At 26.7% G+C, this 8,891-nt stretch carries 8 protein-coding genes and 1 pseudogene; 5 read left to right on the top strand and 4 right to left on the bottom strand.

Annotated elements, in window-relative coordinates:
* Together KQ44_RS10010 and KQ44_RS10005 are read left to right on the top strand one after the other, a co-directional pair.
* Nucleotides 1-533: pseudogene (locus tag KQ44_RS10010) on the top strand (hypothetical protein); the annotation flags it as partial.
* Nucleotides 534-795: 262 nt separating this feature from the next.
* Complete coding sequence (locus KQ44_RS10005; RefSeq protein ID WP_096737271.1) at nucleotides 796-1,923, top strand: glycerate kinase; 1,128 nt, start codon at nucleotides 796-798, stop codon at nucleotides 1,921-1,923.
* An 83-nt stretch (nucleotides 1,924-2,006) separates the two neighbouring features.
* Here KQ44_RS10005 and KQ44_RS10000 read toward each other — a convergent pair whose 3' ends face one another.
* Nucleotides 2,007-2,399, bottom strand: coding sequence for a hypothetical protein (locus KQ44_RS10000; protein ID WP_096737270.1), 393 nt, complete (start codon nucleotides 2,397-2,399; stop codon nucleotides 2,007-2,009).
* Between the two features lie 104 nt (nucleotides 2,400-2,503).
* On the opposite strand from KQ44_RS10000, the gene hisB reads away from it, so the two are divergent.
* Nucleotides 2,504-3,103 (top strand): imidazoleglycerol-phosphate dehydratase HisB, encoded by a 600-nt coding sequence (hisB, locus tag KQ44_RS09995; protein ID WP_096737269.1) that lies wholly within the window; start codon nucleotides 2,504-2,506, stop codon nucleotides 3,101-3,103.
* Nucleotides 3,104-3,524: 421 nt separating this feature from the next.
* Here hisB and lepA read toward each other — a convergent pair whose 3' ends face one another.
* Nucleotides 3,525-5,336 carry a translation elongation factor 4 gene (gene lepA, locus KQ44_RS09990; protein WP_020003751.1) on the bottom strand — a complete coding sequence of 604 codons (1,812 nt, stop codon included), beginning with the start codon at nucleotides 5,334-5,336 and terminating at the stop codon, nucleotides 3,525-3,527.
* A gap of 204 nt (nucleotides 5,337-5,540) precedes the next feature.
* On the opposite strand from lepA, the gene KQ44_RS09985 reads away from it, so the two are divergent.
* Together KQ44_RS09985 and KQ44_RS09980 are read left to right on the top strand one after the other, a co-directional pair.
* Entirely contained in the window at nucleotides 5,541-6,320 is a 780-nt protein-coding gene (locus KQ44_RS09985) for a transporter substrate-binding domain-containing protein (protein WP_096737268.1), read from the top strand.
* Nucleotides 6,321-6,429: 109 nt separating this feature from the next.
* Nucleotides 6,430-7,191 carry a transporter substrate-binding domain-containing protein gene (locus KQ44_RS09980; protein WP_096737814.1) on the top strand — a complete coding sequence of 254 codons (762 nt, stop codon included), beginning with the start codon at nucleotides 6,430-6,432 and terminating at the stop codon, nucleotides 7,189-7,191.
* Here the strand turns inward: KQ44_RS09980 and KQ44_RS09975 are convergent.
* Nucleotides 7,184-8,440, bottom strand: coding sequence for an SWIM zinc finger family protein (locus KQ44_RS09975; RefSeq protein WP_240516589.1), 1,257 nt, complete (start codon nucleotides 8,438-8,440; stop codon nucleotides 7,184-7,186). The genes KQ44_RS09980 and KQ44_RS09975 overlap by 8 nt on opposite strands.
* A gap of 149 nt (nucleotides 8,441-8,589) precedes the next feature.
* A partial coding sequence (locus KQ44_RS15095) for an SWIM zinc finger family protein (protein WP_240516588.1) occupies nucleotides 8,590-8,891 on the bottom strand: 302 nt, incomplete at its 5' end.

Here is an 8,891-nt window from a genome sequence, read left to right as displayed (position 1 = left end):
AGATTATAATAATTATTTTAAATCTTTTTAATTATTCATCAGAGAGCCATACTAATGATAGTGCATTAAAACAAAAAATATTTAATAATACTGCTGAAATGAAATTAGTTCAGAATGATGAAGATATAACATTTTATGATAATTATTGTAATACGGTGAAAACTGATATTAATAATTTTCTTACATATTTATTTGAAAATATAGAAAAATCGGATCTATATCATTTATATTCATCAAGTACAGAAAAAAGGCATTATGTAGATTTTGATAATTTCAATATAGATAATTTTCTATACTATAAGGACATAGTAAAAAAGGCAGTTAGGCTTGATTTTAATAAACATAAAGAAATACAGTATTTAAAGATAATTAATAATAATGACATTGATACTATTGCGATGGCTATAGATAATATAGAGATACTATTTAATTATACATCTCTTTCTATACTTCAGTTTATGGAATATTATCATCAAAAATATGATGTAGAGCTTTACTTTATACTTATGAATCTAATATTAAAATATTTATAATAGGTGTAAAAGAAGTACTATGGATATGACTAATACAACAGAGTATATACGTTTAACTAGAGATAATGAGAATTTCAGCGTTCTTATTTAATATGTCCTATAACTTTTAATTAATATTGAAGTTTAATAAGACCTGTTTTATAATTATGATATCTTAATTATTATGAAATAAGTTTGTTCATAATAAATTTTATTCTAATATAAAAAATAAAACTTATGATAAAATAATGGTGATTATTAATTATAATTAAGAGGAAATATAATGAAAAAGATAATAATAATACCAGATTCATTTAAGGGAAGTGCAAGCAGTATGGAAGTTTGCAGATGTATAGAGAAAGGTGTATTAAAAGTATTTAAAAACGCTGAAATAAAAAAGATACCAGTTGCTGATGGAGGAGAAGGTACTGTTGACTCTATACTTTATGCTGCAGGAGGAAATATAAGAAAAATAAAAGTAAGAAATCCTGAAGGAAAAATTGTAGAAGCTAAATATGGTATTATTAATAAAGATAAGGCAGTTATAGAAATGGCTGAAGCATCTGGTATTACATTAGTTGATGATAAAAATAGAAATCCTTTAAAATACTCTACTTACGGAACTGGAGAGCTTATAAAAGATGCTTTAAATAATAATATAAAAGAAATATTAATAGGAATAGGTGGAAGTGCTACTAATGACTGCGGTATAGGAATGGCTAGTGCTTTGGGGTATAGATTTTTAGATAAGGATAATAATGAACTTGAAGCTATTGCTTTGAACATGATAAAAGTTAAATATATAGATGATAGAAATGTTGATAAAAGAATATTTGATATAAAAATAAGTGCTGCATGCGATGTGAAAAATACGCTCTATGGAGAAAACGGAGCTACTGCTGTATACGGAAAACAAAAGGGAGTTACAAAAGAGAGTTTTGATATACTTGATAATGGGCTAAAAAATATAGCGAGTGTTGTAAAAGAAAAGTTCAATAAAGAAATAGATTATATTGAAGGGGCAGGTGCAGCAGGAGGACTTGGAGGAGGACTTTTGGCTTTCTGCAATGCTGAGTTAAAAAGCGGTATAGATGCTGTTCTTGATATTATAGATTTTGATGATCATATAAAAGATGCTTCTCTTATTATAACTGGTGAGGGAGCTATTGACGGACAGACAAAAAAAGGAAAAGTACCAGTCGGTGTGGCAAGAAGGGCTAATAATATACCAGTAATTGCTATAGTTGGTGATATAAGAGATGGTGCTGAGGCTGTTTATGATTTTGGTATTATATCAATTATGCCTGCTTTAAAAAGGGCCATGCCTCTTGATGAAGCTATAAAAAACTCAAAAATGTTAATAGAAGATGCAGCTGAAAGAGCCTGCCGATTTATAAGCATTAATTTATAGATTAACTTTTAAATAAAAAAAGAGAGCATAATATTTTTTATTATGGTCTCTTTTTATTAAAAAATATTGATATTAAAAAACTTTTATAAATTATTTTCAACAGCATATACATTGAAATATCCTGTTTCTATGTCTTCTATATCATCATCTATATTTTTTAATATGAACTTTAATTTTAATCCCAAAAAATAATTTTTATCTGATGCAATGTAGCGTTCTTTTTTATTATCATTTATACTCATATAATCATATACTTTCATATTAACATTTATATGAATATCAGAAATAACATATCCATTTTCAAATACTTCTGTTGTTATAAGAGAGTATTTTCCTATATAATCATATTCTGAAGAAGCACTATCAGAATATTTTTTTAATACAGCAAAATCTAAATAGCTTTCAGTATTATCTTTTATTAATATTTCAATATTTTTGTCTTTATAAATTTTTTCTCTTACTTCTTCTTTATTCATAATTTTTAATACCCTAAATTATATTATTGCAATAATATATTAAAAATGATATAAATATCAAGTGTTAATAATTATTTTCAATTATAAACGGAGAATATTTAATTATGAGAGCTGCTGAGATAGAAAGAAATACTAATGAAACTAAAATAAAAATAAAACTTAATATTGATGGTACAGGCAAATATAAAAATGATACTAAAATAGGTTTTTTTAATCATATGCTTGATTTATTTGCTCGTCATGGAAGATTTGATTTGGAAGTGATATGTGACGGAGATATAGATGTAGACTATCATCATTCTGTTGAAGATGTAGGCATAGTTTTGGGTAAATGTTTTTCTGAAGCATTAGGAGATATGAAGGGTATAAAAAGATATGGAAATTTCTGCATGCCTATGTGCGAGGCTTTAACTTTAACTGCCGTTGACATATGCGGGAGAAGCCATTTAGTCTTTGATAGCGATTTAAAACATGAAAAAGTTGGTGATTTTGACACAGAGCTTGTCAAAGAGTTTTTTACAGCTTTTATAAATTCTATGAATATTACTTTGCATATAAGGACTTTTCATGGAGAAAACACTCATCATATAATAGAATCCATTTTTAAAGGTGTGGCACGTGCTTTATCACAAGCCTGCGAAATAGATGAAAGATATAAAGATGAAGTTCTTTCTACGAAGGGGATGCTTGAAAATAATAAATAAACTGTAAATAAGTTTTTGTCTTTTATATTTTTTAGTGTATACCTAAACAACTATAATTTGCTAAATTTTAATTATTTATAAATGTAATAATAACTTATAAATAGTATAAAGTATTATTTTAGTATTAATAAAATAAGTTTAAAATGTATTATAATAACTATATTTTAGTAAAAAAATGCAGTCGTTCGCAACTGCGGGATGTGCCTGCTTCTTTGGGGCACCAGACGGCAAAAGAAGTGGTGGTTCGGGGGCTAGTCCGCGAAGAATAATAAAAACATAAAAACTAATTATTGAGAAACTTAAAAATTTTTAGTATATACCTAAACAATTACAATTTGTCAAAATTAATTTTTAAAATTTTAAATATTTGCAGTTTTCGTATCAAAGCCCCAGATATTTAAAAATAAAATAATAATAAAAACTATTTATTGTTGTCATCGGTTTTAAGTACGCTTATGAATGCGTCCTGAGGTATCTCTACGCTTCCGATAGCTTTCATTCGTTTTTTACCTTCTTTCTGCTTTTCAAGAAGTTTTCTTTTTCTTGTGATGTCTCCTCCATAACATTTTGCTGTAACATTTTTTCTTAAAGCACTAATGTTTTCACGAGCAATAATCCTTCCTCCTATTGCAGCCTGTAATGGAATCTGAAACATATGCTTTGGAATGAGATGTTTTAATTTTTCTATTATTTGTCTTCCTCTACTCTCAGCATTGCTTCTATGAGCCATAAATGATAAAGCATCTACTACTTCTCCATGAACAAGTATATCTATCTTTTCTATTTGGCTTTCTCTGAAGTCTGAAAAATCATAATCAAATGAAGCATATCCTCTTGATATGGATTTTAATTTATCGTAAAAGTCATACACTACTTCTATCAAAGGCAAATCAAATTTTATTTCTGCTCTTTTATCATCTAAATAATTTAATGATGTCTGCGTACCTCTTCTGTCTATACAAAGAGATATAATGTTTCCCAAATAATCGGTAGGCACTATTATAAGAGCATTGATAAAAGGCTCATAACATTTTTCTATATACTGTGCTGTAGGAAAATCCGCAGGGTTGTCAATAATTTTCTCTTCGCCGTTTGTTAGTTTTAATTTTACCTCTACCGAAGGGCTAGTTATTACAAGATTGAGATTAAACTCTCTTTCAAGTCTTTCTTGTACAATCTCCAAATGTAAAAGTCCTAAAAATCCGCATCTGTATCCGAATCCCAAAGCTATAGAGCGTTCTGGTTCATAAACTAGAGAAGCGTCATTTAATTTTAATTTTTCTAATGCCTTCTGAAGACTTGTATAATCTTCATCTTCGGCAGGAAATATACCTGCAAATACCATAGGAAGAACTTCCTTGTATCCTATTAAAGGCTCATCAGAAGGATTTTCTTCAAGTGTTATAGTATCTCCTATTTTTATATCAGATATGTTTTTAATGCCTGCAATAATGTATCCCACCTCTCCGCTTTTAAGTTCATTAGCAGATTTAAGACCAAGCAAAAGTGTACCGCATTCTTCAACTTCGTACTCTGCTTTAGTTTCCATTAAAAGAAGTTTATCATTTTTTTTAATAGAGCCGTCAAATACTCTCACTATCATAACAGCACCGCGGAAAGGATCATAATAAGAATCAAATATCAATGCCCTAGTTTTTTTATTAGTATTGTCTTTAGGGGCTGGTATCATCTTAACAACTGCTTCAAGTATTTCATCAATACCTATATCATTTTTAGCACTTGCAAGTACAACATCATCTTTATTAACTCCAAACTCTTTTTCCATCTGTTCTTTACAAAGTTCAATATTAGCGGCAGGTAAATCTATTTTATTAATAACAGGTACAATCTCCAAATTATTTTCAAAAGCAAGATAAAAGTTAGAAATAGTTTGAGCCTCTACTCCCTGAGCAGCATCAACTACCAATATAGCACCCTCGCATGCAGCAAGTGAGCGTGAAACCTCATAATTAAAGTCAACGTGTCCTGGAGTATCTATCAGATTAAGAGTATATACTTCTCCGTCTTTTGCTTCATAAGAAAGTTTTACGGCTTGACTTTTTATAGTTATTCCTCTCTCTCTTTCTATATCCATAGAGTCTAATATTTGAGCTTTCATCTCTCTGCTTGATACTGCTTTGGTATGCTCTATGATTCTATCGGCTAATGTGCTTTTACCGTGGTCAACATGTGCTATGATACAGAAATTTCTAATTTTTTCAGCGTATGACATTTATAAAATATATCCTTAAAATATAATTATATCGATGATATATTATAATATAGTGAGTGTGTTTTTGCAAATGATTTTTATTCATTACTTATGCCTATATTAACATATATATTATAAAAAAATAGCTTGACTTTTTTATAAAATTTTATATTTTATAAAAAATACCTGTTATATGTATATTTATTTGTGCATGCTTATTTATTTATGAAAAAAATAATTATTTTTGTATTATCTGCATTATTTATTCTGATTTCTTTTTCAGTATGTGATAACAATTCTAATATTGGTGAAGCAAAAAAAACATACTATAATAATTATTCTAATGAAACTGCTGTAAGAGTTGGAATATATGTTTATGATTATCCTATGATTTATTTAAGTAATAATAATTTAATCGGATTTGATTATGATATAATGAATGAAATAGCAAAGGCTGAAAACTTAAAATTAGAATATATACAAACTCAGTTTTCTGAACTTATAGCTTCTTTGCAAAACAATATAATTGATATTGCAATAGCTGGAATAAGCATTACAGAAGAAAGAAAAAAACTTGTAAGTTTTTCAGATAAGTATTACAGTTCATCTCAAGGTATTATTGTTCTTAAAAATAATAATAATATAAAAACATTTGATGATTTGATAGGTAAGAATGTTGGAGTTATAAAAGATACCATTTCTGATACTATTATATCATCTTCTAATAATATTAATGTTGTAAGGTTTGATATTGCAGGAAGTACTTTGCTTTCTTTGAAACTTGGAAATATTGAGGCTGCTATGCTTGACAGAGTTACATGTAATAATTATATTAAATATGATAATGATATAAAAATAGCAGAAGATATTATATTTCCAGAACTTGATTATGGTATAGCGGTAAGAAAAGATGACAATGTTTTGCTTGAAAAGATTAATAGAGGGCTTAATACAATAATGAGTAATGGAGTTTATGAACAATTAATATATAAGCATTTAAATTAAAGAGTTCACATTATGTATTTTTGATAATAAATTGCTTGACTTTTTTTATATATAAATTACTTTTATATTATCTAATATACATTTATTTTAGGAAGAAATAATAATAATGATGAAAAAAATAATTTTAATTGTATCAATTATTTTACTAGTATCATGCTCTAATAGTTCTAATAATACTGCATCTAATATAGATAATAATATTACTAACATATCTGTAAATGTAGGTATATATGTTTATGATTATCCTTTCGGTTATATGTCTAATGGTCATATAGGAGGATTTGATTATGATTTGATGAATGAAATATCAAAAATATCAGGTTTGAAAATGAATTTCAATCCTATGAAGTTTGAAGAACTTATGCCTGCTTTAGAATCTCATAAGATTGATGTTATTATAGCGGGAATGACTGTAACAGAAGAGAGAAAAGAGATCGTGAATTTTTCAGATAAATATTATACAACCAGTCAGGCAGTTATTGTAGATAAGAGTAATACAAATATAAATAGAGAAGAAGATTTGATAGGTAAAAATGTTGGTGTAATAATAGGGACTGTGGCAGACAGTATGATTTCAAAGATAGATGGAATTAATATAGAAAGATTTGATACGGGAAGCAGCATTATACTTGCTTTGAAAGTAGGTAAAGTAGATGCAGCTTTATTTGATAAAACTACATGCGAGCATTTTGCTGCTTATGATGATGATATAAAAATAGTATCTGGAATAAAATATCCTGATGAAGATTATGCTATAGCTTTCAGAAAAGAAGATACTGCTTTATTAAATACTTTCAATAAAGCTCTAATGGAGATTATGATAAGCGGATATTATGATGAACTTATAAAAAAACATTTATCTACTAATTAATATCTTCAAAAAATATGTTGATAACAGCATTAATATTTATTATGCTTATTGGACGTATATAATATTTAGTTTTTTCTAATAGCATGAATTTATCTTTATCTATTTTTGAGTTTTTATAATTCATTATATATTTGATTGAGTTTGAATGAATTGATGTATATTTTATATTTAGAGTTAATCTCTCTTCATTATCTTCTTTTGTGTAGTTTACTATATCAAAATAAAGCATTTGTTCTATTTTATTAAATTCTATATTTTCTATTTTTTGGAATTTTGCCAGTATAATTTTTACTCTGTTATTTTTATTGAAGTAGTCATATTGAAAATCTATATTAAGTATATCATTATAGTTTTCAGCGAATAATTCTTCATTGTTTTTTGATATTCTTAATTCTTCTAAAAGCTGACAATTAATTCTGTCATTTAGTATCAATGAAGTTTTTTTACTTGATGATATTCTCTCTTCATTATTAACTTTATAATTTATAAATTTAAATTTATGTTTGGATATTTCTTCTATTGATATATTATTTTCAAAATGAATTTTTTTTCTGTAATTGCTTCTAACATCATCATATGATATTTTTGCATTATCATAAAATGTTGGTATGACATAAGAAAAGAAGGATACTTTTTTAGCATTAATATCATATAAATAAGCACTAGCTCCTAAATATCCAGTAGAACTTATCCAAGGATAGGCACCTAGTCCTAAAAACTCTCCGCTTGTTCGGTTTATATATTTGCTTCTAATTTCTCCAGTTAGGAGTTTTACAGTTTTATTATCATTTTCTTTTTTTGCTTTTTCTATTACATGTATTGTATTGTAAAGTCTTGATAATGTGGCAAATGCAAATAATTTATTAAAAGAAGCATGTTTATTTATCATAGAATTAATACTTTCAGCAATACTTCTAAACATCTTTGCTATTTCCGGCATATTTTTTACCTGAAGTTTTACGCTTAATTGCTCTGATATATCAAAGTCTTTTTCGCTGCATGAATAAAATCCTTTTTCAAATATATTTTCTACAAAACTTTTTGCGAATTTTAAAATATTTTCATCTATCTCTTTATCTTCTTCTTTTATATCTTCCGAAGTTCCGTACATTTCTTTGTATTTTAGTACTGCTATTATTTTATGAGCACAAAGTGAGGAATCTTTGCACGAACATACTGCTTTTTTTATGCTGTCTTTTTTAGGAAAATAAATAATTGTATTTTCTTCTGGAATATTTATTTCAAGCATAGCATCTTCTTTAATATCTGCTTCAATATTTTCATAAAACCTATCTAATGCGTATTCAAAATTTCTTTTAGTGCTTAATTTTCTAATTTCATCAAAACTTATATTTTTGACTTCATCGAATGTATTATTTATTACATCATCTTTTTTTACTATGTTTGTTTCTTCTGTTTCTGTATTATCTTTATTATCATCATTATTTTTTCTACATCATCATTTGTTTTATTTTCTGTATCAAAATGTTCTATATATAAAAGTGACATTATAATATGTTTGCAAATATCTTTTGATGGGCATGTACATTTGCTTGATTTTATATCTTCATCATTAAGTGTTACTTCTATTTTCTCTCCTGTATCTATTGTAACTTTTATTTTATTATCAGCTTCTTCAAGTTTTATTTTTTCTGGGTTATTATTTATAATATTATCAATATCTTTTACTGATCTATTAT

The organism is Brachyspira sp. G79, assembly GCF_002379365.1.
GTDB lineage: Bacteria > Spirochaetota > Brachyspiria > Brachyspirales > Brachyspiraceae > Brachyspira.
The sequence above is the reverse complement of the archived record's forward strand: the minus strand, read 5'-3'. Positions and strand labels throughout refer to the sequence as shown.

Excerpts from the sequence above, each read along its gene's own strand:
- hisB (WP_096737269.1), top strand. The coding sequence starts at position 2,504 with ATGAGAGCTGCTGAGATAGAAAGAAATACTAATGAAACTAAAATAAAA.
- KQ44_RS10000 (WP_096737270.1), bottom strand. The coding sequence starts at position 2,399 with ATGAATAAAGAAGAAGTAAGAGAAAAAATTTATAAAGACAAAAATATT.
- KQ44_RS09985 (WP_096737268.1), top strand. The coding sequence starts at position 5,541 with ATGAAAAAAATAATTATTTTTGTATTATCTGCATTATTTATTCTGATT.
- KQ44_RS10005 (WP_096737271.1), top strand. The coding sequence starts at position 796 with ATGAAAAAGATAATAATAATACCAGATTCATTTAAGGGAAGTGCAAGC.
- lepA (WP_020003751.1), bottom strand. The coding sequence starts at position 5,336 with ATGTCATACGCTGAAAAAATTAGAAATTTCTGTATCATAGCACATGTT.
- KQ44_RS09975 (WP_240516589.1), bottom strand. The coding sequence starts at position 8,440 with ATGCTTGAAATAAATATTCCAGAAGAAAATACAATTATTTATTTTCCT.
- KQ44_RS09980 (WP_096737814.1), top strand. The coding sequence starts at position 6,430 with ATGAAAAAAATAATTTTAATTGTATCAATTATTTTACTAGTATCATGC.